Origin of the sequence: Aeromonas sp. s13 (assembly GCF_040907905.1) — a bacterium.
Classification (GTDB): domain Bacteria; phylum Pseudomonadota; class Gammaproteobacteria; order Enterobacterales; family Aeromonadaceae; genus Aeromonas; species Aeromonas veronii.
Genome location: NZ_JBFOCS010000079.1, coordinates 26,469 through 46,541, shown reverse-complemented (window position 1 = coordinate 46,541; position 20,073 = coordinate 26,469). Strand labels below are relative to the sequence as shown.

Sequence of the window (20,073 nt, the reverse complement as noted above, 5' to 3'; positions counted from 1 at the left end):
GATGCAGAGCATGTTGAGTCGCCACGAGTTCCGTCACGCCCGCTCCGGCACCATGGGCTCCTTGTGGCTGGCCCTTGGTATGACCTTGTCTGGCGCAGCGCTGGCGGTAGCCAGCCCTGAGCCGCCGGTCACCACATCAGCGAATAAGGCACCCACCGCATCCGTGGCGGCCAGTGTGCCCTCAGCCGCCCAGATCCAGCAGTGGGCCTACAGTGCGCAGGATATCTCTCTGCCAGTGGTGGATCGGGCCGATGCCCTGCGCCAGCTGGCGGCTTACCCGAACCAGAACAGTCTGGTGGCGGTGGCCAGAAGCCTGCGTGATGAGCACGCATTGGTGCGCGAAGCGGCGGTGATTGCCGCCGATCCCTATCAGTTTGCGCACCGCTGGCGACTGCTCTCACCGCTGCTGGCTGACAGCAGCGCCGAGGTTCGCCGCGCCGCTACCCTCAATCTGGCTCGCGATTATGGCGCCATGAATGAGGGGCAACTGAGCGCCATTGGCCAGCCGCTGGCGGAGTTGAGCGAGTATCTCGCTCGGCAGCAGGACCCTGCGCAGCAGCTGTTGCAGGCAGATCTCTATCGCTGGACCCGGCAGTGGGACAAGGCGCAGGCAAGCTACGAACAACTGCTGGCCAATCAGCCCGATAATCCCCTGATCTGGCTTGGTCTCTCTGACAACTTGCGGGCCCAGCAACGGGATGCCGAGGCACTGGCCTTGCTCAACAAGGGGATTCTTGCGCTGCCACAGAATGCCAACCTCCATTACGCCAAGGCGCTGACCCAGGTGCGCCTCGATCAGAAGAGCGAAGCGGCAGTCACCATGGCACAGGCGGCGGAGCTCGCTGGCAATAACAGCTATTTCTGGTATCTCAACGGGGTGCTGCAAGAGCCGCTGGATCTCGAGAAAGCCATCGGCTCGTTCGAGCTGGCCTACCGGATCTCCGGCGCGCCGGAGCAGCTCTATGCAGTGTGCGATATCTATCTTCGCCACGATCACCCAAAGAGCGACGCCTGCATGAGTGAACTTGGCAAGATAGCGCCCCCCGAGGTGCTGGCCGAGCTCAATAGCAAGCGCGCGAGCAAGACGAGCACGCCGCCGGTTTCCGCTGGCCAGTGATGGCTGCCACTTCTCTTACTGCACAGGTCAGGTTATGACGATCATACCGTTCAAATGCGCAATTCCGTTGCTGGCGACCACCCTGCTGGTGGCTGGCTGCACCCTCTCGGTCAAACAGGGCAACCAGCCGCTCCAGCCGCTGCGACAGAAGATTGAAGCGGACATGGTGCTGGTGGAAGGGGGCCGTTTTGAGATGGGCTCCAACGACCCTAGCACCAAAGCGAGCGAAGGGCCGCAGCATGCGGTCTCGCTCAACAGCTTCTACATGGCAAAATTCGAGGTGACCCAGGCCCTGTTCGAGGCGGTGATGGGCCCCTCCATCAGCTATTTCCAAGCGCCGGATGTACCGGTCAACAACCTCAGCTGGCAACAGGCCAATCTGTTTGTGACAAGGCTCAATGAGTTGACCGGCGCTCACTACCGCCTGCCCACCGAAGCTGAGTGGGAGTATGCAGCCAAGGGGGGCAAGCTGAGTAAAGGCTATCGTTACAGCGGCTCCGATCAGATTGATGAAGTGGCCTGGTACAGCGGCAACGCCAAGAATCGCGCCTATCCGGTGGGGCTGAAAAAGCCCAACGAGCTGGGGCTATACGACATGACCGGCAATGTGGGGGAGTTTGTGGCTGATGCCTATGAAGAGACCTTCTATCGCCACAGTCCTCAAGAGAACCCGAACAATGCCCAGGAGAGCAAGAGCCACCTTGCCCATAAGTCGGTGCGAGGCGGCAGCTACGCCTATGAGGCTGAATTGTCTGAAAATTTCCGGCGTGATTTCGCCAGCCAGTCGGTGATGATGGCTGACATGGGATTGCGACTGGTGCGAGATGCCCGTTAGGACTGAACGATGGAGGTGGTCAGACCCAGCTCGCTGACCACTTCGAACAACTGCTGGCGCAGCCAGCGGTGGCCCGCCTCGGTGGTCCGGCTGGGGTGCCAGATGGCTGACAGGCTGAATACTGATTCCTCGAAGGGGAAGGGGAGTACCCGCACATCATACATGCCGGCAAAGGTATTTATGATGGAGGTGGGCAAAACCCCGATGATCTCGCTGCACGCAATGATGGGCAGCATCTCCATGGCGGTCGGCACCCGTACCACGATATTGCGGTTGGCCATTTGCGGCAGGTGCTCGGCGGTGATCATGCTGCCTCTGACCTGCCACTGGGCCAACGCCACATGCTCCTCGGTAAAATAGGCCTCCACCGTCAAGTTGCTGCCCAGTCGCGGGTGGTTGCTGGCACACACCACCTTCACTTGCTCGCCATAGAGCACCTCGCTCTTGAGCATGCTGCGCCCGCTCTGGGTCATGTCGATGATGAGATCATAACGCTGCATCCGCAGGTCACTCTCCATATCCTCGGTAAAGAGGGGATGCACCTCGAGCGAAATACCTAGGGCGTGTGCCCGGATCTTGCACAGCAGCGCCGGGACCAGTTGGGCGCTGACCAGTCTGACACAGGCGATGGAAAAGACTCGCTGGGAAGTGCGTGGATTGAAGGTGCGCGAGGTCGAGAGGGTCGAGCTGAAGTTTTTCAGCGCGGCCGCCATCGCCGGATAGATGTCGATGGCAAACGAGGTGGGCTCCATCCCCACAACCTTGCGATTAAACAGAGGATCGCCGTAGATCTCCCGCAGTCGCTTGAGGGCCTTGCTGACGGCGGGTTGGCTGATCTCCATGCGTGTCGCCGCCCGGGAGAGGCTGCGCTCTTCGTAGATGGCGACAAAGATCGGGATCAGGTTCAGCTCGGTACTTCTGATGTCTAACAAGAGAGGCCTCGTTACATGTTCGTGGAAAAATCACACTGCCTTGGCACTGCCGGGTAGCCGGAGGGAGAACCTGCCACGCCAGTCAGGTGGCGTGGCAGCCAGCATGTATCCCACTTTGGCAGTGTAATGAAGTGGGCAAAGTGGGACAACCAGTGCAGGGCTGGTTGTTGCATGGCGCACTTTATTTATCTGTTTACGTTGCAGGATGATTGATCCGCTGAGGTCGGTTTGCCAGTCAGGGGGGGCAATTCCGGCAGGGCCGCTTGCCAGCCGACAATGTGGCCCAACCGTGAACGGATGTTGCCAAGACAGGTGCCCCGTCGCCTTTGCAGGCGCACCAGAAGGCGCCAGCCCATCCTGAGCGCATCAGCCCGATCAAGGGGAGCTTGCTGGAATACAGCCTGTTGTTGCTGCCAAACCGGATCGGAACTGACACGGCTAAGTTCCAGCCAACCCCTCTTGGCCCGCAGATAGCGATAGGCCAGTACCCGCACCGCCCCCCACTGCCTGCACCAGATGGCGGCCCCATATTGCCAGCCGAGCGGGCGAGGGTGGTGACGGTAGTAACGGGCCATAGCCAGAAGTGCCAGCACCAGCAGGGCTACACCACCGGCTACTCCGAGCAACTGATGCCAGTAGGCCGCCAGCCAGGAGGCGGGAGTGTGGCGCACTTGCAGGGTCTGCCCAGGGAGGGTCAGGGTCTGCAACTGGCCAGTCTGGCTGTTCCACCAGGCAAGCTCCAGCGCGGGCATGGTCAACTCACCACCGCTCTGCACGATATAGGTAGTTTGATCTTCCCGTGTCGAGAGGTACTTCCCCCGCTCCTGGGTATCGTTCAGTCGGGCTTGCGCCGGATAGGCCTGTACCCGCCCATCGCTTGCAAGCGGAGTGATCAGCGGCGGGATCAGCACCGAGAGGGTATCCTGTCCGTTGGCGGTAACAGTTCGGGTGATAGCATCCCCCACCCGCAGCTCGCCGTCAGCATGGTCATCCGCAGAGCGCTGCCAACGCTGGCTCAGGGTGAGATTGCTGGCGCTCAGCCAACGCCCGCCGACCGTCAGGGCTGGGTCGGGCAGAGCGGCGGCAAAACGCTGAGGGTGGCTGGTGAGGGTGATCTGCCGGGAGCCCCCTTCAGGGCGCGCCACGGTGGCCCGAACCGCGATGGCGGGGATCTCGAACTGGCCGGATTGCTGGGGATAAAGCGTCAGCTCCCAGCGCTGGTGCGACCAGGTCTCGCCATTGCGGCGCTGGGTGAAGTTGGTCGCCAGCTCGCTGCGCTGCTTGACCATGACCCCCGGCAGCTCGAACTGGCCGATGCGGGTACCCGCGGTAAACCAGCGGTTGGTGGCCAACTCCAGATAGAGGGTGATCTGTTGGTTGACGGCATAGGGGCGCTTCTCCCCCCCCTGATCTTTCAGCCAGCTCTTGAGGGTTACCTGAGTGGCGTCAGTCGCATCAGAAGCCTCGGCAGCCTGTGCTTCGACCGTGAGCAGCTCGGCCCCGAGCAGGGTAGCAGTCACCATATATCTGCACAGCCAGTGGCGGAGTTTATTGTGCCGGTTGCACATGGGTAGGCTCCTTGTGGGTGGCAGAACGAGGACGGGCGGTTGCGCCCGTTTGCTGTGCGTGTAGCTGGAGGCGGAATTTGGCTTGCAGGAAGTCACCGGGATCAGACTCCACCCGGCGCAGCCACTTTTCGGCCTGCGCCGGATTGGCCAGGATCTGATCTGCGCTCAGGGTTTTGCGCGCCATCAGGGATGAAACCACGGTCTCTTCCGCTCCGTCGGCACTGCGTGGCTCTTCATCGGGCAGTTCACTGGAGTGATCAGGTCCATCCGGCGTGCCGGTCTGGCTCTGACTGGCGCGGTTGATCTCGTCAACAATCCGGCTCATCACCTGATAGTTGTGGGCGGCTGATTGGCGCACGTTCGGGTCGCTGGCCTCGTCAGCCAGTTGTCGGAACAGCCGGCGGGCGGCCAGATACTCACGCTGTCTGGCGAGGGCATTGCCGGCATAGAGCAGAGCCTGTTCTGAGTCGGCTTGCAGGAATGCTGACTGAGCCAGCGCAAACTCGGCGCCATAGTAGTAGGCCACCCCTTTGTAGAAGGGATCTTCATAGTGTTTAGCCGCCTTCAGATAGTCACCTTGCTGGAAGTACCACTGCCCCTGCTGATCCGGGGTGAGCCAGAGGTTGAACCACTGCTGTTTCAGCTCCTTTGCCCAGTGATTGATCGCAGGCTCTGTCGGCTCTACGGGCGCCAGCGAGAAGGTGGTGGCCTGCGCAGGCGTCGTCTGTAACAGGGAGAGACTGATGGCTGCCACCAGACCCCACTGCACCAGCCAGCCTTTGCGAAACCAGAGCAGCAGCAGGGTGACGACCGGAAAGAGCAGGTAGTAACCCATGTCCTGCCAGGGCATCAGGGAGTCGTTGTGGATCAAAAAGTTGCGTTCAATCCCCCGGTTGATGCGCTCTACGTCGCCATTATCTACCGTCATGGTGAGCAGGGTGCCATCGCTGTCACTGGCCAGTCGCCGTAATGAGGCAAGCTCCAGCGGGCGTTTGCCACTCAGTGCCGGGTCGCCAGCGGCCAGGATCAGCAGCTGACGGGATTGACCACGGAAATAGTCAGCCAAGGGGGCAATGGCGGAGGGGCTGATGCCATCACTCACCAGCAAAACGGTGCTGCCGGTCTCATCGGCCAGAAGCTCGGTGAGCAGCGGGATCACCTGTTCGGTGCGCTTGCCCGCTTTAGGCATGATCTCGGGACGGATGGCGGCGAGGATAGGGTCATAGACGGCATTGTCACGGGTCAGCGGCATGGCGGTGTGGGCCGAGCCGGCAAAGGCCACCAGCCCGTTGCGCCCGCCATCGCGGGTCGCCAGCAGATCGCTGATCTTCTGCTTGGCCCGCGTCAACCGGTTGGGGGCGATATCCGTTTCCAGCATGGAGTCGCTGTTATCGAGCAGGATCAGCAGGGCGCCCTGATCTTCGCCAAAGGGGGAGGGTTCACGGCTCCAGGTCGGCCCTGCGCAGATCAGGATGGCGAGTCCCATCAGCAGCCCCAGCACCTTGAGGGGCAGGTTCTTTTTCCAGCCGGTATCCCCCAGCGTCAACGCCTCGCGCAGATGGGGCGGCAGCCGCTGTTGCCAGCGGTTTGCTTCATCCATGCGCCAGCGTAGCAGCAGGATGGCGACAAGGGGGAGCAAGGCCAGCAGCCACCAGGGGCGCAGAAAGTGGGCATTCAGCCAGAGCTGTTGCCAGTAGAGGGGATCCATCATGGCGTGTCTCCTGAGAGAGCAGTGCGCAGGCGGTAGCGCCTGAGGGTCAACAGGGAAAAGAGAGTGAGATAGAGGCAGACGCTGACGGCGATGAGGTAATGGTGCAGGCTTTCGCGAGTCTGAAAGCGGGTGCTTTCGTAGCGTTGTGGCTCCAGCTCACCGATCACCTGATAGGCGCGCGTCAGCTGCGCCTCATCAAGAGCCTGAAACAACTGGCCGCCGGTCAGGGCCGCCAACTGTTGCAGGGTATCGAGATCGAGTGCCTGTTCGCCGACGGTGGCCGGATCCCCCATGGCGATAGTATGCAGCCGCACGCCGTTGACCGCGGCTACCCGGGCCGCATCCCGCGGGCTGACAAAACTGCCGGTGTCGTTGCCATCGGTAAGGATGATGGCGACTTTCTCCCGCTTGGCGCTGTTCTGGTCTTGTTGCCCGTGGCGATCACTGTTGTTGAACACTTTGATTGCCAGACCGATGGCATCCCCCAGATGGGTACTCTGGCCTGCCATGGCGACATCGGTCTCCTGCAGCAGGGTTTGCCAGGTGTCGAGATCGGCGGTAAACGGCGCCTGGAGAAAGGCGGCATCCCCAAACAGGATGAGCCCGAGTCGATCTCCTTTACGCGTTGCAGCAAATTGTTTAAGCACCTCTTTGGCGGCGTCGAGCCGACTGAGGGACTTGCCGGGGTCGGGGGAGAAGTCGGTCTCGGCCATGGAGCCGGAGAGATCCAGCACTATCATCACATCCCGCCCGAACCGCTCGCGTACCTGAGGAGGGCCATAGATGGTGGGCTTGGCCAGCGCCACCACCGCCAGTAGCCAAACGGTGATCAGGGCGATCCGTTGCCACCAGCTGGGGTTGAGTAGTGTTGCCCCCTCACGCGGCGGTTCATCCAGCAGATCGATCAGCAGATCGAAGAAGGGCACCTTGATGGCACTCTGACGAGTGCGATAGGCCGGAATAAGGCGAAACACCAGCAACGGCAGGGGCAGTAGCCAGAAACAGTGGGGGTGGGCAAACTCGAGACCGGCATCAAGCATGATGGGCCTCCGTCGCCAACGAGGCTGTTTGTATTGGAGTCTGGTGGTGGGCAAGCCAGTCGTTGCAGAGGGAAACGAGGCAGAGCTGATCACTGACGCTTAACACCACCTGATCACAGACCAGCGATACCAGCCAGCGCTCCCCCAGTTCGGTCGCAAAACGGGGCTGCCTATCAGCCATGGCATTATCGAGAGTCTGCAGCAACGCCATGCCAAACAGCTTGCCGTGCCGGGGATCTAGGTGGGTCAACACCTGCTTGATCAGGTGAAACAGTGCCAGACTGGCCCCGGCATCAGACCAGTTGATCGTGCGCAGGGCCGCCTGCGCTTCACGGCGGTAACGCTGTTGCCACCAGCGCTGTGCCCGGTGATAGAGCCAGAGCAGCGCCAGCGCCCCCAGGCTCAGCGCCAGCAGCAGCCAGCCTGCGGTTTGCGGTTGCCAGCTGATGGTGGGGGGGACGGTCACGTCCTGCAATTCGCGCAGCATATAGGTGCCGGGCAGCTTGTGGTTCATCAGTGATCTCCTCCCAATGCGGTAATGAGGCGGGCGAGGTGGTGGCCACCGGTGTCGAGGGTAATAAGCGGCAATCCCTTGAAGGCCATCAGTCGCAGCAGTTGCTCTTTTTTCAGTTGCTGCTGGCGGGCTAGCCCCTGATCCAGCACAGGGATCTGGTGGGGAGCAATATTGAGCTGGTACTGGCCATCGCCGACTACCCAGCTGGCGCCAGCGGCTGTGGTCGACAGGGTCGACTCGAGGGGATCGGCGATGTGCAGTGCTAGTACATCGTTGTGCTGCTGCAAGTTACCGAGGCGGGTCAGGTCGGCCTCGGTGACGCCGGCCCAGTCGCTGAGAAAGATCAGGGTGGTATTTTTCAACTTGAGGCGGCCCAGCATCGCCAGCAGGGGGGCCAGACCGGTCGCCTCACTGTCGCGGCTGGTGGCCGAGAGAGCATGATTGGCGGCACAGAGCTGGCGCAGTCCTGCCAACCAGTGGCCACGGGAGCGCTGGCCGCGCAGCCACGCCACGCCATCGCAGTGCAAAATGGCGAGCCCGACCCGATCGCTCTCTTTGAGTACTTGCCAGCCGAGCAGGGCGGCGACTTCGGCGGCCACCACCGACTTCATCACCTCCACCGAGGAGAAGAACATGCTGCTGCGCTGATCAATGCAGAGGATCACGTGACGATCTTTCTCTTCGCTATAACTGCGCACATGAGGGCGGCCGGTGCGCAGGGTCACTTTCCAGTCCAGGGTGCGAATATCATCCCCTTGCTGATAGTGGCGCAGCTCTTCAAAGTTGAGTCCACGGCCGCGAAAGCGTGACGGGTGGCGGCCGCATAGCAGGTTGCCGCTGTTTAGCCGGGGCAGCAGTGAAAACTGGCCGACCAGCCCCTGAAGGCGTACCAGTGTCAGGTAGTCGCAGTGGATGCGGTTGTCGCCACTGGGCGGTTGCCCGCCCTGTGTCAGCCTGTCATGGGATAAGGAGCGAGGTGTCATGGTATCGCTTACCCGATGAGGACGTGATCGAGCAGAGTCATCACCACCTGCTGGTGATCCACCCCATCTGCCAGCGCGTCATAGCTGAGGGTAAAGCGGTGGCCAAGCACGCTGGGCACCATGGCGCGCACATCGTCGGGCAGCACGTGGTTGCGCCCTTGCAGCCAGGCATAGGCGCGGGCGCACTTGTCCAGAGCAATGGATGCGCGGGGACTGGCGCCGACCGCAATCCACTGTGGCAGCCCGGTGGCCGGGTAGCGATCGGGGTGTCGGGTCGCCATGACCAGCGCAATGATGTAGTGCTCCACCAGCGGTGAGACCGTCATGGCCGAGAGCTCTGATCTGGCCTGCAAGATGAGTTCAGGGGAGAGGGGGGCTAACCCCTCGTTCTGCTCACGGGTACCGCGCTCTTCGGTCCGCATCAGCCGAATGATGGCAAGCTCTGCCTCATCATCGGGGTAGGCGACCGAGACCTTGAGGGCAAAACGGTCCATCTGGGCTTCTGGCAGCGGGTAGGTTCCCTCCTGCTCGATGGGGTTCTGGGTGGCCAGCACCATAAAGAGCTCGGGCAAGCGATGGCTCTTGTCACCGACGGTGACGGTGCCTTCGGCCATCGCCTCCAGCAGCGCCGCTTGTACCTTGGCGGGGGCGCGGTTCACTTCATCGGCCAGTACGATGCTGTTGAAGATGGGGCCTGGCTGGAAACGCAACTGGTGGGCTCCGTCATGCTCCTGATACATCTCGGTGCCGGTCACATCGGAGGGGAGCAGATCGGGGGTGAACTGAATGCGGCCAAAGCTGGTATTAAGGGCTTCTGCCAGTGCCTTGACCGAGCGGGTCTTGGCGGTGCCTGGCAAACCTTCAAGGAGCACGTGGCTATTGGTCAGCAGGCCGATGACCAGGGCGCGGATCACATGGGACTGGCCGACCACACTGTGACCAACTTGTTCGATGAGTTGCGAGATCTGTTGTTGCAAGGAGTTCATAGGGTTTTCCACAGGGTACATTTAACGAGACAGAGATAGGGCGAGGAGGGGCCAACGGGTTTTCAATTTCCAGCCGGCACGGGGCGAGCCGGCTGGAAATTGAAAACGCCCACCAGAGAGTGATGGGCGTTGGAGTCACCGCCTTACTTGATGGTGGCGACTTTTTGTTTGAGTGCATCCAGCTCTGCCAGTTTGCCCTTGAGCATCAGGCTCTGGGAGCTAATGCTGGCAGGGTTCATCTGGAAGCTCTGCTGCATCGGGTAGTTGGGCAGAGTGTCGAAGAACTCTTTCAGGATCCCCTGTGCAGGTACGAACAGCCACATGTTGTCTGCCATCCAGCGCAGATACATGCCTGACTCATGCGGTGCCTTCTCGAACGGATCAGCGCGCAGGTTGATGATCTGCGGCCAGTTCGGAGTCACACGCGCCGCGTCGGTGATGTTGCCCTCCATGGTGGCAAAGTTCAGTTTGAAGTCATTCCAGCGCACGGCGTTGAGTTCGCCGTTTGAGGAGAAGTAGAGCATGGAGTTGCGCGGGGAGGTGTCGGCTTTTCCGGCGAGGTACGGCATGAAGTTGTAACCGTCCAGTTTCACCCGCCACTGTTTGCCGTTGGCCTTGTAGCCCTTGGCCAGCTTCTCTTTCACATCCGGTACACCGGCAGCGGCTAGCAGCGTCGGCATCCAGTCCTGATGAGCCATCATGGCGTTGACCTTGGTGCCTGGCTTGATCACGCCCGGCCAGCGAACCAGTTGCGGAACCCGCATCCCGCCTTCCCATGTGGTGCCTTTTTCGCCATAGAAGGGGGTGGTGCCGCCATCCGGCCAGCTGACGGTCTCGGCGCCGTTGTCAGTGGTGTAGATCACGATGGTGTTGTCGGCGACCCCCAGCTCGTCCAGTTTGTCGAGCAGGATCCCCACCTGATCATCGTGCTCCAGCATGCCATCGGCATAGATGCTGACGCCGGATTTACCCTGATACTTCTCTTGCAGACGGGTCCAGACGTGCATGCGGGTGGCGTTGTGCCAGATGAAGAAGGGCTTCTTGGCCTTGACTGCTTTTTCCATGAACGCCAGCGAAGACTCGAGGAACTCTTCGTCAGCATGCTCCATGCGCTTGCGGGTCATGGGGCCGGTATCCTCAATCTTGCCGTCGGCAGAAGATTTGATGACGCCGCGTGGGCCGAACTTCTTCTTGAACTCCGGATCTTTCGGGTAGTAGTAGGTTTCCGGTTCCTCTTCCGCGTTCAGGTGATAGAGGTTGCCGAAGAACTCGTCGAAACCGTGCTTGGTCGGTAGATGCTGGTTCTGATCGCCCAAATGGTTCTTGCCGAACTGAGCCGTCATGTAACCCTGCTCTTTGAGCAGATCACCGATGGTGGGCGCCCAATCCGGAATGCCGTGGGTGGATCCGGGCATGCCGATGGTCAGCAGACCGGTACGGAATGGCTCTTCACCGGTAATGAAGGCGGCGCGGCCGGCGGTGCAGGATTGCTGACCGTAGTGATCGGTAAAGAGGGCCCCTTCATTGGCGATCCTGTCCAGGTTCGGGGTCTGGTAGCCCATCATCCCCTGGTTGTAGGCACTGATGTTCCAGTAGCCGATGTCATCGCCCATGATGGCAAGAATATTGGGCTTGGCGGCTGCTGTGGCACTACCAGCGGTGGCCATTAAGGCAAGGCTCATGGCTATTTTGTTTATTTGAATGGCCATTATTGGCTCCACTCCTAATCTGATGTGAATTGGTACACAAAATGGGCGATGAAAGCTGCGTGCGTTTAACGCGGTGGAAATATCATCCCGTGCAGGCTGTTGGAGGGGATGGAATACCCGGATGGGCACATTCCCCTTTATCGCTGTCGTTGTGACCTGCAAAGAGTGATATGACCTGAATAGCCCGAGTTAACCGCAGCTTGGAAATCAGCTTTCAACAGTTTCAATCTATAAATCCCGTTTATCCTTGTCGCCTTATAGCGAATATAACCGCTGGTTATCCGTTATTTTTTCGCCGACCCTTCGGTCGCAAGCTATCGGGTGAGCTGCGAGCGAGCATGGGAAGCTGTATCCAGAAGGCGGAGGTGTCTAACGTTATCGATGGCGACAAGGTGAATAAATGGGTGATGGAGTTCACAGTTCGGTTAATTAATCTGGGGGTGGTGGCAGTTATGGGCGTTGTGGTGTGCCTTTATTCAAAATTCTTACTGGCAAACCGAGCACTCTTTAATTCTGATTAAGTCATAATTAAGTAAAGTTGGGGTATTGATTGTTTCGCTTAGATATGAGTTTTTAAAACTGCTCACAATGTCATCGCGAGATTTAAAAAGCCTGCTCGCATATTTTTGAACGGATAAATATGACTTGAGTGGGAGTAGCCAAATAAATCCAGCTGTAATCTTTGTCTTTTCAAGGTGCCCGGGTCATAAATGCCTATAAAAACAAGGTAAAAGGCTCGGCTATTGACTAAGTTGATAGAAGGCGAAGCATAAAACAGCGCCATTTTGATACGACAACATCGCATGGGACCCGGATCATGGACAGAGCGCAGGGCGCAGCCCCCTTTTCGTTGCAAGTGGATCTAAGGCAGGTGGTGTATGCCCTGTCAGCCTCGCTGGATCTGGTGGGCATTGGCGATGTGGCCCACGGTAAACGGGTCGGGATTATGGCAGCCGAGTGCAGCCGGGAGCTGGGGATGAGTGAGGCCGAGCGCTGTCTGCTGTTCGAGCTGGGGGTGCTGCATGATATCGGTGTCTCCTCGACCATCACCCATCATCATCTGGTCAGCGAGTTCGATTGGGAGTCCTCCCAGCGCCACTGCGAGGTGGGATATCAGCTGCTCAAGGATTTCCGTTTGCTGGCCCCGCTGGCCCTGCCTATCCGTTATCACCATACCCACTGGCACCTGTTGCGCGAGATGGCCGATGTGGACCCCAATGTAGCCCGTCAGGCCAACCTTATCTTTCTAGTGGATCGCTGCGATGCGTTGGCGGCGCCCTACTATGGCGATGGTTCATTGTTGATGCATACCAACGAGATCCGCGCACGCCTGCAGGATTTCCGTGACGAGTTCTTTGCCCCCGAGCTGGTGGATGCCTTCCTCAAGGCGTCTCGCTCTGAGGCATTCTGGCTGCAGCTGGAAGCGCGCTCCATCAATGATTACATGCTGGAGATGCTGCAGGTGCGGGAGCCTTGCCTGACCTTCAACGGGGAGCTAAAAGCGTTGGCGCAGATCTTCTCCGGCATTGTCGACGCCAAAAGCCCATTCACGATGACGCATTCACTCGGTGTGAGCAGGTTGTCTCGGGCATTGGCCGAGCAGATGGGAGTCAGTGCCATCCATTGTGACATGCTGGAGATCGCCGGTTTGCTGCACGATTTGGGCAAGCTCAGGGTGCCGGACGAGATCCTCGACAAGCCTGCCAGGCTGACGAAAGAGGAGCGGGCCATCATCAATACCCACAGCTTCGAGACTTACCAGATCCTGCGCCACATCGAAGGGTTTGAGGAGATTGCCTGCTGGGCGGCCTATCACCATGAGGAGCCTGACGGTGAGGGCTATCCGTTCCACCTGCCGGCATCCGCCATGGCGATCGAAGCGCGGATCCTGCGGGTCGCCGATATTTTTCAGGCAATGGTGCAGGACAGACCTTATCGCCGCGGTCTGCCTGCCCGTGACGCATTGACCTTTATGCAGCAACTGGCGGATCAGGGGCGGGTCGATCCCGCTGTAGTGGCGGTGCTGGCCGATCACTTGCCGCAGATGATGATGGCAGCCATTCCGGATTGCGAGCCGGATCATGCCATCAATTGAGGGAGAGGCTGGCCGCTGACTCATACTGCCGCGAGCCAGCTATGCTTGGAACAAGCCGAGCATGGTGCCGGTACCGGCGCACAAGACGCCAGCTTGATGGACTACCGTAGGGGAGCAGATATGGAATCGCTAAAAGCCAAGGATTATATGCAGAGCAGACCCATCACCTTCACTGCCGACATGATGGTGCAAGCTGCGGTTGAGAAATTTCTGAACAGTCATCAGCTCGGTGGCCCGGTGGTGGATGGGCAGGGCCATCTGATTGGCTGGATCTCCGAGCAGGATTGCATCGCAGTGCTGCTTAAGGAGGCCTATCACTGCGAACAGGTGGCGCAGGTCAAGGATGTGATGCGCAAGGAGGTGTTGTCGGTGGGTCCCGATACCAGCATTTTGAGTCTGGCGGAGATGATGATGGGGCAAAAGCCGAAGATCTATCCGGTAGTGGAGGAGGGGCGTCTGCTCGGGGTCATCAATCGTCACAATGTCATGCAGGCCATTCACGCCCAGCTCACCACCTGTTTTGTCCATCACACCCACGGTTAATCCTGTTTTTCTCTCTCCCAAGGCAAGCTTCGGCTTGCCTTGGCTATTTCATATTCTGCCATTTATCATGTTATGCCATCTTACAATGGTTGTTTTGTCATGTTTGAGGATCGGCCAATCTCTCTGTCTTCCCATATATAACGCTACGTTAAGGCTTGCACCGTTCCCGCTCGCTCTTTAGGATCGCTCGCAGCTAATCGATATGGCCCCTTTGGGCACCTATTTAAGGAATTCGTACCTTGTCTCTCTCTATCGAGGCGCTGCGCCGCCGTCTCTCTGCCTGCATGAATCTCGACGCCCGCCGCCTTTCCAGCCGTCTGCACGGGGTCAGGAAGCTGCCTGAAGGCAAACAGGCCGCCGTGCTGGAGACCATCGCCGCTGATTTGGCCGCCGCCGAAGTGCGCTATCAAACCCGTCTGGCCGGAGTGCCCAAGGTGACTTATCCGGACAACCTGCCGGTGAGCCAGAAGCAGGCTGAGATCGCCAAGGCCATTCAAGAGCATCAAGTGGTGATCATTGCAGGGGAAACAGGCTCGGGCAAAACCACCCAGATCCCCAAGATCTGTCTGGCGCTCGGGCGCGGAGTGAAGGGTTTTATCGGCCACACCCAGCCACGCCGTTTGGCAGCCCGCACCGTCGCGGCCCGTATTGCCGAGGAGATGGAGTCCGAGCTTGGCCACTATGTGGGTTACAAGGTGCGCTTTACCGATCAGGTGAGCGAGCAGACCCACATCAAGCTGATGACCGACGGTATTCTGCTGGCCGAGATCCAGAACGACCGGATGCTCACCCAGTACGACACCATCATCATCGATGAGGCCCACGAGCGCAGCCTCAATATCGACTTCATTCTGGGCTATCTCAAGCAACTGCTGCCCAAGCGCCCCGATCTCAAGGTGATCATCACCTCGGCCACCATCGACCCGCAACGTTTCTCCCGCCATTTCAACAAGGCGCCGGTGATCGAGGTCTCCGGCCGCACTTATCCGGTGGAGGTGCGCTACCGCCCACTCGTCAGTGACAAGAGCGAAGGGCTGGAAGAGCGCGACGAACTGCAGGGCATCTTCGACGCGGTGGAAGAGCTGGCCCGCGAGGGGCTCGGGGACATCCTTATCTTCATGAACGGCGAGCGGGAGATCCGCGATACTGCCGATGCCCTGCGCAAACTCAACCTGCGCGATACCGAGGTGCTGCCGCTTTACGCCCGTCTTTCCAACGCCGAGCAGAACAAGGTGTTCCAGCAACATGCCGGACGGCGCATCGTGCTCGCCACCAACGTGGCGGAGACCTCGCTGACGGTGCCGGGCATTCGTTACGTCATTGACCCGGGCACCGCCCGCATCAGTCGTTACTCCTGGCGTACCAAGGTGCAGCGCCTGCCCATCGAGCCGGTCTCCCAGGCCAGTGCCAACCAGCGTAAAGGGCGCTGCGGTCGGGTGGCGGACGGCATCTGTATCCGCCTCTACTCGGAGGAGGATTTCAACGGCCGCCCTGCCTTCACCGACCCCGAGATCCTGCGTACCAACCTGGCCTCCGTCATCCTGCAGATGCTGGCGCTCGGCCTTGGCAACATGGAGGCGTTTCCCTTCGTCGAGCCACCAGAGTCCCGCCATATCAAGGATGGCCTGACTCTCTTGAAAGAGCTGGAGGCGGTGCGTGAGCTGCCCGCCACCGGCGAGCGCGAAGCCAAGTTGCAGCTGACCGAGACCGGTCGCCAGCTCTCGCGCATCCCCCTTGATCCGCGTCTGGCGAAGATGGTGATCAGCGCAGCGCAGACTGGCTGCCTGAGCGAGGCGATGGTGATCACCGCAGCCCTCAGCATTCAGGATCCTCGCGAGCGTCCCATGGAGAAAAAACAGGCCGCCGACGAACAGCACAGGCGCTTTGAGGACAAGGATTCCGACTTCTTCGCCTTCGTCAATCTGTGGAATTACCTGAAAGAGCAGCAGGATCTGCTCGGCAGCAATCCGTTCCGCCGCATGTGCCAGAAGGAGTTTCTCTCCTACCTGCGGGTGCGCGAATGGCAGGACATTCATTTCCAGCTGCGCCAGACGGTCAAGGAGCTGGGTTTTAAAGCCAACCATGAACCGGCAGATTTCAAGACGGTGCACTGCGCGCTGCTGACCGGTCTCTTGAGCCATATCGGCAACAAGGATCTGGAAAAGCCCGAGTTCCTTGGCGCCCGCAACGGCCGTTTCCACCTGTTCCCGGCCTCGGGTCTGTTCAAGAAGCCGCCCAAGTGGGTGATGGCCGCAGAATTGGTGGAAACCTCGCGTCTCTACGCCCGCATCAACGCCAAGATTGAACCCGAGTGGGTAGAGCCGCTGGCGGGTCATCTCATCAAGCTGCACCACAGCGACCCCCACTGGTCGAAGAAAAACGGCGCCGTGATGGCCAAGGAGAAGGTGACGCTGTATGGCCTGACACTGGTCAACGAGCGCACCATCAACTTCAGCCGTATCGATCCGGCGCTGTGCCGCGAGCTCTTTATCCGCCGCGCCCTGGTGGAGGGGGATTTCGAGACCCGCCACCGTTTCTTCAGCGACAATCGCAAGCTCCTGGCCGAGGTGGAGGCGCTGGAGCACAAATCCCGTCGGCGCGACATTCTGGTGGATGACGAGGATCTGTTCCGCTTCTACGATGCCCGTTTGCCGGAGGAGGTGATCTCTGCCCGTCACTTCGACAAGTGGTGGAAAGAGGCGCAAAAGCGGGATCCCGAGCTGCTCAACTTCGAGAAAGAGATGCTGATGAAGGGGGATGCGGCCCACATCAGCGATCTCGACTACCCCAACTTCTGGCAGCAGGGGCGCCTCAAGCTCAAGCTGACCTATCAGTTCGAGCCGGGGGAGGCCGCCGATGGCGTGACCCTGCATATCCCGCTGCCGCTCCTGAATCAGGTGGAGGTGAAGGGGTTCGAGTGGCTGATCCCCGGGCTGCGTCACGAGCTGTTGGTAGCCCTCATCAAGTCGATGCCAAAACCGATGCGCAAGAACTTCGTGCCAGCGCCGAACTACGCCGACGCGTTGCTCGCCAGTATCAACCCCGAGCAGGGGCCGCTCTTGGACGAGATGGAGCGCCAACTGCGCCGCATGACCGGCGTGACCGTGCCCCGTGAATCCTGGGACTGGGCTGCGGTGCCCGATCACCTGAAACTCACCTTCCGGGTGGTGGACGATAGGCACAAGCCTATCGCGGAAGGTAAAGATCTGGAGGCATTGAAAGAGTCCCTGCGCGGCAAGGTACAGGAGACCCTCTCTCAGGTGGCGGACGATGATATCGAGCAGTCCGGCCTCACCCTGTGGAGTTTTGGCGAGCTGCCGCAGGAGTACAGCCAGAAGCGCGGCGGCTTCGAGGTGAAAGCCTATCCGGCACTGGTAGACGAGAAGGATTCGGTCGCCATCCAGCTGGTGGAGAGCCCGGTGGTGCAGCAGCAGCTGATGTGGGCCGGTCAGCGTCGGCTGGTACTGCTCAACGTACCATCTCCCATCAAGTACCTGCAGGAGAAGCTGCCCAACAAGGCCAAGCTAGGGCTCTATTTCAACCCGTTTGGCAAGGTGGCCGAGCTTATCGATGACTGCATTGCCTGCGGCTGTGACAAGCTCATCGAGCAGCACGGCGGCATGGCGTGGGATGAGGCCGGTTTCGAGGCGCTCAAGGAGTATGTCCGCGCCGAGCTCAACGATGCGGTGGTGGAGGTGGCCAAGCAGGTGGAAGCCGTGCTGACGCTCTCCCATGAGATCAAGAAACGGCTCAAGGGCAAGATGCAGCTCGACACCGCCTTTGCCATGTCCGACATCCAGCAGCAGCTCGGCAACCTCATTCACAAGGGCTTTGTCACCGAGACCGGCTGGCAGCGGTTGCCTGACTTGCTGCGCTACCTGCGGGCCATCGAGCGGCGTCTCGAGAAGCTTGCCATCGATCCCAACCGGGATCGGGTCTACATGCTCAAGGTGCAGAGCGTGGAGTCCGAGTACAAGGCGCTGCTCGCCAAGATCCCCAAATCCCAGCTGATCCCGGCCGAGGTGGCCAATATCCGCTGGATGATCGAGGAGCTGCGGGTGTCGTTCTTTGCCCAGAATCTGGGGACCCCTTATCCGGTCTCCGATAAACGGGTGCTTAACGCCATCGCTCAGTGCTAAGCTGCTATCTAACTGTTTTAACAGCATGATAGCGGGTGCTGAGAATGGGTTGCCGGTCAGGTATCCCCTTCAAACCGCAAGTCAGGGAGGCAAGGATGCTGGGGATCTGGTTGAGTGTGGCGCAGGTGGTGATCAGCGGTTATCAACCCATCGCGGAACAAACCTGGGTGCAGTTGAACCCGGAATATTACCCGCTGGCGCGCACGCCGCCTGCGATGTTTGTGGCCTGGCGTGGCAATCAGTTTCCGCCGCTGGCCCAAAAGCAAAAGCACGGTCGCTGGCAGATCCTCTTTCCAGCCAGGTTGGTGCCCCCCTTCGATCTGTTCGAGGGGGAGGCGCAGCTCTCCAAAACCTATCTGGCAAGGCTGCGGCGCATCGACGAGATGGCTTACGGGGTCGTCCCCGGGCAGGCTGTTGCGGCTGGTGCAATTGTGCAGCAGGGGAGTGGGTCCCCTGATTATCACGCGCAACCTGTCGCGCCCTTTATTGCCGAGTTCCGTACACCTCAAGACGCGTTCGGTGGTGTTGATATGCCCAGCGACCCCGACGAGAGCGAACCTCTGCTCGCTCAGCTGGGGGGGACCTTTCGCACAGCGGGGATCAGTGGTGCCAATGGAGATGAGGGAGTAGCGAGCGCCCATATGGCGCTCGCCAGCCACACGGCTAGCTTATCCGCAGGCAGTGACGCCATGTTTACCCTCTCGGCTCCTGCGGCCGGCGGTCCACAAACCGTGTGTCATCAGGTCGCCGCAGGGGAGACCCTGTGGCGTATAGCGAATCAGTTATCCAGCGCCCGGGGAGCCGATACCTACAGCTATTTGCTGGCGCTGGTGGCAGAGAATCAGCCACGGCTTGGCAAGAGCATTCGAGTCAGAACGGGGGAGGGACTCTACTGCCCGCGCGCCGAGACCCTAGCGCGGTTTGATGCCCTGAGCCCGGCCCAGCGTCAGCAGCAATTCGCCCGGTTGGAGCAGGGGCGCTAAATGCAGAGTCGGTACCTTGTATCCGAATTTGGCCCGTGGTAGTATTCGCGCTCGTTTTGCGAGGTGCTGACCGGTCGCAGTTAGCACCATAAATTCATCCAAAAGAGATACATACTATGTCTTTCGTATTCCAAGCTGAAGTCCGTTCTGACCTGGGGAAAGGTGCGAGCCGCCGCCTGCGTCAAGCTGACCAAGTTCCTGCCATCGTTTACGGTGCAGGCAAAGAAGCCCTGTCCATCACTGTTGACCACAAGAAAATGATCCTGGCTCAAGAGAAGCCGGAATTCTATGAGTCTGTACTGACTCTGGTTATCAACGGTGAAGAAGTTAACGTAAAAGTGAAAGCTATCCAGCGTCACCCGGTACGTTACAAGCTGATCCACCTGGACTTCGTTCGCGTTTAATAGCGAACCATCAGGTTGAAGAAAAGCCACTCTCAGGAGTGGCTTTTTGCTATCTGGCATCTTGTGAGCGGGCTGAAAGGACTTGCCTGATAAGCCAGCAAGGCGGTTATCCCAGCTGGCTAAGGGCCTGTTGGCAGCGCTGCTCGGCAGCATCCAGCTCCAGCAGCACCATCCTGATATCTTCCATCTGCTGTTGCAGTGTCTCCCGTTTCTCCTCAACCAGTCCCAGCATGGTCTGTAACTGGGTGCGGCTGCTCTTGTCGGCATCATAGAGATCAAACAACTCGCGGATCTCGGCGAGGCTGAACCCGAGTCGCTTGCCGCGCAGGGTGAGCTTGAGGCGAACCCGATCCTGCTTGCTGTAAATGCGGGTCTGTCCCTCTCTGGCGGGATTGAGCAACCCCTGATCCTCGTAGAAACGGATACTGCGCGTCGTAATATCAAATTCCCGGGCCAGCTCACTGATGCTGAAGCGCCGTCCTTCATCCTTGTTGTTCATACAGACTTCTTGGCG

16 protein-coding genes are annotated in these 20,073 nt (G+C 59.6%); 7 read left to right on the top strand and 9 right to left on the bottom strand.

Annotation, left to right across the window (positions count from 1 at the left end; all coding sequences use genetic code 11):
- Position 1: 1 nt before the first annotated feature.
- Positions 2 to 1,117 (top strand): tetratricopeptide repeat protein, encoded by a 1,116-nt coding sequence (locus AB5Y82_RS18140; protein ID WP_111899973.1) that lies wholly within the window; start codon positions 2 to 4, stop codon positions 1,115 to 1,117.
- Between the two features lie 34 nt (positions 1,118 to 1,151).
- Complete coding sequence (locus tag AB5Y82_RS18135; protein WP_159143688.1) at positions 1,152 to 1,952, top strand: SUMF1/EgtB/PvdO family nonheme iron enzyme; 801 nt, start codon at positions 1,152 to 1,154, stop codon at positions 1,950 to 1,952.
- Here the strand turns inward: AB5Y82_RS18135 and AB5Y82_RS18130 are convergent.
- From AB5Y82_RS18130 to AB5Y82_RS18095, 8 genes are all read right to left on the bottom strand, one after another.
- A complete protein-coding gene (locus AB5Y82_RS18130) occupies positions 1,949 to 2,884 on the bottom strand; it encodes a LysR family transcriptional regulator (protein ID WP_111899971.1) in 936 nt (311 codons plus the stop codon). The two genes, AB5Y82_RS18135 and AB5Y82_RS18130, sit on opposite strands and share 4 nt — an antisense overlap.
- Before the next feature lie 185 nt (positions 2,885 to 3,069).
- Positions 3,070 to 4,407: a BatD family protein gene (locus AB5Y82_RS18125; protein ID WP_368174341.1), complete on the bottom strand. Its 1,338-nt coding sequence runs from the start codon at positions 4,405 to 4,407 to the stop codon at positions 3,070 to 3,072.
- Between the two features lie 25 nt (positions 4,408 to 4,432).
- Positions 4,433 to 6,163, bottom strand: coding sequence for a VWA domain-containing protein (locus AB5Y82_RS18120; protein WP_368174340.1), 1,731 nt, complete (start codon positions 6,161 to 6,163; stop codon positions 4,433 to 4,435).
- Positions 6,160 to 7,203 (bottom strand): VWA domain-containing protein, encoded by a 1,044-nt coding sequence (locus AB5Y82_RS18115; RefSeq protein WP_111899969.1) that lies wholly within the window; start codon positions 7,201 to 7,203, stop codon positions 6,160 to 6,162. The genes AB5Y82_RS18120 and AB5Y82_RS18115 overlap by 4 nt, the downstream gene beginning before the upstream one ends.
- Complete coding sequence (locus AB5Y82_RS18110) at positions 7,196 to 7,717, bottom strand: DUF4381 family protein (protein ID WP_042082087.1); 522 nt, start codon at positions 7,715 to 7,717, stop codon at positions 7,196 to 7,198. The genes AB5Y82_RS18115 and AB5Y82_RS18110 overlap by 8 nt, the downstream gene beginning before the upstream one ends.
- Positions 7,717 to 8,700, bottom strand: coding sequence for a DUF58 domain-containing protein (locus tag AB5Y82_RS18105; protein WP_111899968.1), 984 nt, complete (start codon positions 8,698 to 8,700; stop codon positions 7,717 to 7,719). The genes AB5Y82_RS18110 and AB5Y82_RS18105 overlap by 1 nt, the downstream gene beginning before the upstream one ends.
- A gap of 8 nt (positions 8,701 to 8,708) precedes the next feature.
- Positions 8,709 to 9,686: an AAA family ATPase gene (locus AB5Y82_RS18100; protein WP_368174339.1), complete on the bottom strand. Its 978-nt coding sequence runs from the start codon at positions 9,684 to 9,686 to the stop codon at positions 8,709 to 8,711.
- Positions 9,687 to 9,829: 143 nt separating this feature from the next.
- Positions 9,830 to 11,368, bottom strand: a complete 1,539-nt coding sequence (locus AB5Y82_RS18095; RefSeq protein ID WP_223849303.1) for an arylsulfatase — start codon at positions 11,366 to 11,368, stop codon at positions 9,830 to 9,832.
- Positions 11,369 to 12,212: 844 nt separating this feature from the next.
- Here AB5Y82_RS18095 and AB5Y82_RS18090 point away from each other — a divergent pair.
- From AB5Y82_RS18090 to rplY, 5 genes are all read left to right on the top strand, one after another.
- Complete coding sequence (locus tag AB5Y82_RS18090) at positions 12,213 to 13,490, top strand: HD-GYP domain-containing protein (protein WP_159143693.1); 1,278 nt, start codon at positions 12,213 to 12,215, stop codon at positions 13,488 to 13,490.
- Positions 13,491 to 13,610: 120 nt separating this feature from the next.
- Entirely contained in the window at positions 13,611 to 14,033 is a 423-nt protein-coding gene (locus AB5Y82_RS18085; RefSeq protein ID WP_005333273.1) for a CBS domain-containing protein, read from the top strand.
- 239 nt (positions 14,034 to 14,272) lie between these two features.
- Positions 14,273 to 18,172, top strand: coding sequence for an ATP-dependent RNA helicase HrpA (hrpA, locus tag AB5Y82_RS18080; RefSeq protein ID WP_368174338.1), 3,900 nt, complete (start codon positions 14,273 to 14,275; stop codon positions 18,170 to 18,172).
- Positions 18,173 to 18,267: 95 nt separating this feature from the next.
- On the top strand, positions 18,268 to 19,155 hold the full coding sequence (locus AB5Y82_RS18075; protein ID WP_111900943.1) for a hypothetical protein: 888 nt from the start codon (positions 18,268 to 18,270) through the stop codon (positions 19,153 to 19,155).
- A 116-nt stretch (positions 19,156 to 19,271) separates the two neighbouring features.
- Positions 19,272 to 19,559, top strand: a complete 288-nt coding sequence (gene rplY, locus AB5Y82_RS18070; RefSeq protein ID WP_005333252.1) for a 50S ribosomal protein L25 — start codon at positions 19,272 to 19,274, stop codon at positions 19,557 to 19,559.
- A 106-nt stretch (positions 19,560 to 19,665) separates the two neighbouring features.
- On the opposite strand, the gene AB5Y82_RS18065 is transcribed toward rplY, so the two are convergent.
- Positions 19,666 to 20,058: a MerR family DNA-binding transcriptional regulator gene (locus AB5Y82_RS18065; protein WP_005360322.1), complete on the bottom strand. Its 393-nt coding sequence runs from the start codon at positions 20,056 to 20,058 to the stop codon at positions 19,666 to 19,668.
- Between the last annotated feature and the right edge of the window lie 15 nt (positions 20,059 to 20,073).

What these genes read in the sequence shown, in the direction of transcription:
- AB5Y82_RS18140 (WP_111899973.1), top strand. Translation starts at nt 2, where the DNA reads ATGCAGAGCATGTTGAGTCGCCACGAGTTCCGTCACGCCCGCTCCGGC.
- AB5Y82_RS18135 (WP_159143688.1), top strand. Translation starts at nt 1,152, where the DNA reads ATGACGATCATACCGTTCAAATGCGCAATTCCGTTGCTGGCGACCACC.
- AB5Y82_RS18125 (WP_368174341.1), bottom strand. Translation starts at nt 4,407, where the DNA reads ATGGTGACTGCTACCCTGCTCGGGGCCGAGCTGCTCACGGTCGAAGCA.
- AB5Y82_RS18120 (WP_368174340.1), bottom strand. Translation starts at nt 6,163, where the DNA reads ATGATGGATCCCCTCTACTGGCAACAGCTCTGGCTGAATGCCCACTTT.
- AB5Y82_RS18115 (WP_111899969.1), bottom strand. Translation starts at nt 7,203, where the DNA reads ATGCTTGATGCCGGTCTCGAGTTTGCCCACCCCCACTGTTTCTGGCTA.
- AB5Y82_RS18110 (WP_042082087.1), bottom strand. Translation starts at nt 7,717, where the DNA reads ATGAACCACAAGCTGCCCGGCACCTATATGCTGCGCGAATTGCAGGAC.
- AB5Y82_RS18105 (WP_111899968.1), bottom strand. Translation starts at nt 8,700, where the DNA reads ATGACACCTCGCTCCTTATCCCATGACAGGCTGACACAGGGCGGGCAA.
- AB5Y82_RS18100 (WP_368174339.1), bottom strand. Translation starts at nt 9,686, where the DNA reads ATGAACTCCTTGCAACAACAGATCTCGCAACTCATCGAACAAGTTGGT.
- AB5Y82_RS18095 (WP_223849303.1), bottom strand. Translation starts at nt 11,368, where the DNA reads ATGAGCCTTGCCTTAATGGCCACCGCTGGTAGTGCCACAGCAGCCGCC.
- AB5Y82_RS18090 (WP_159143693.1), top strand. Translation starts at nt 12,213, where the DNA reads ATGGACAGAGCGCAGGGCGCAGCCCCCTTTTCGTTGCAAGTGGATCTA.
- AB5Y82_RS18085 (WP_005333273.1), top strand. Translation starts at nt 13,611, where the DNA reads ATGGAATCGCTAAAAGCCAAGGATTATATGCAGAGCAGACCCATCACC.
- AB5Y82_RS18075 (WP_111900943.1), top strand. Translation starts at nt 18,268, where the DNA reads ATGCTGGGGATCTGGTTGAGTGTGGCGCAGGTGGTGATCAGCGGTTAT.
- rplY (WP_005333252.1), top strand. Translation starts at nt 19,272, where the DNA reads ATGTCTTTCGTATTCCAAGCTGAAGTCCGTTCTGACCTGGGGAAAGGT.
- AB5Y82_RS18065 (WP_005360322.1), bottom strand. Translation starts at nt 20,058, where the DNA reads ATGAACAACAAGGATGAAGGACGGCGCTTCAGCATCAGTGAGCTGGCC.